Origin of the sequence: Bacillus sp. SIMBA_008 (genome assembly GCF_046535495.1) — a bacterium.
Taxonomy (GTDB): Bacteria; Bacillota; Bacilli; order Bacillales; family Bacillaceae; genus Bacillus; species Bacillus subtilis.
In genome coordinates this window covers 1-234 of sequence record NZ_JAWRWL010001301.1, presented here as the reverse complement: position 1 = coordinate 234, position 234 = coordinate 1, and the positions used below count along the sequence as shown (strand labels likewise).

Below are 234 nucleotides of genomic sequence, written 5' to 3'. Positions count from 1 at the left end.
CCAGGTGCTCCAACGACACTATCATAGTGCGAACTTACAACGACAGCTTTTTCATTACCTGTACTGTTTTTTGGTTTCTTTTTAGCAATAACATTTAGAGATGTTAAATTAGATTCATGTCTTGCTTTTAGGGAAAGAATTGTTGTCCCTTTTTTAGCGATTTCTTCTTTAAATGCATTTCCTTGCGCATAAGCAAGACCAAAGACAGGGATAGACTGCTTTTTCGTTAGGCGG

The 234-nt window shown here is 37.6% G+C and carries 1 pseudogene; it reads right to left on the bottom strand.

Going from position 1 to position 234, the window contains the following annotated elements:
* Nucleotides 1–234, bottom strand: a pseudogene (locus SB658_RS27640) (aminopeptidase); the annotation flags it as partial.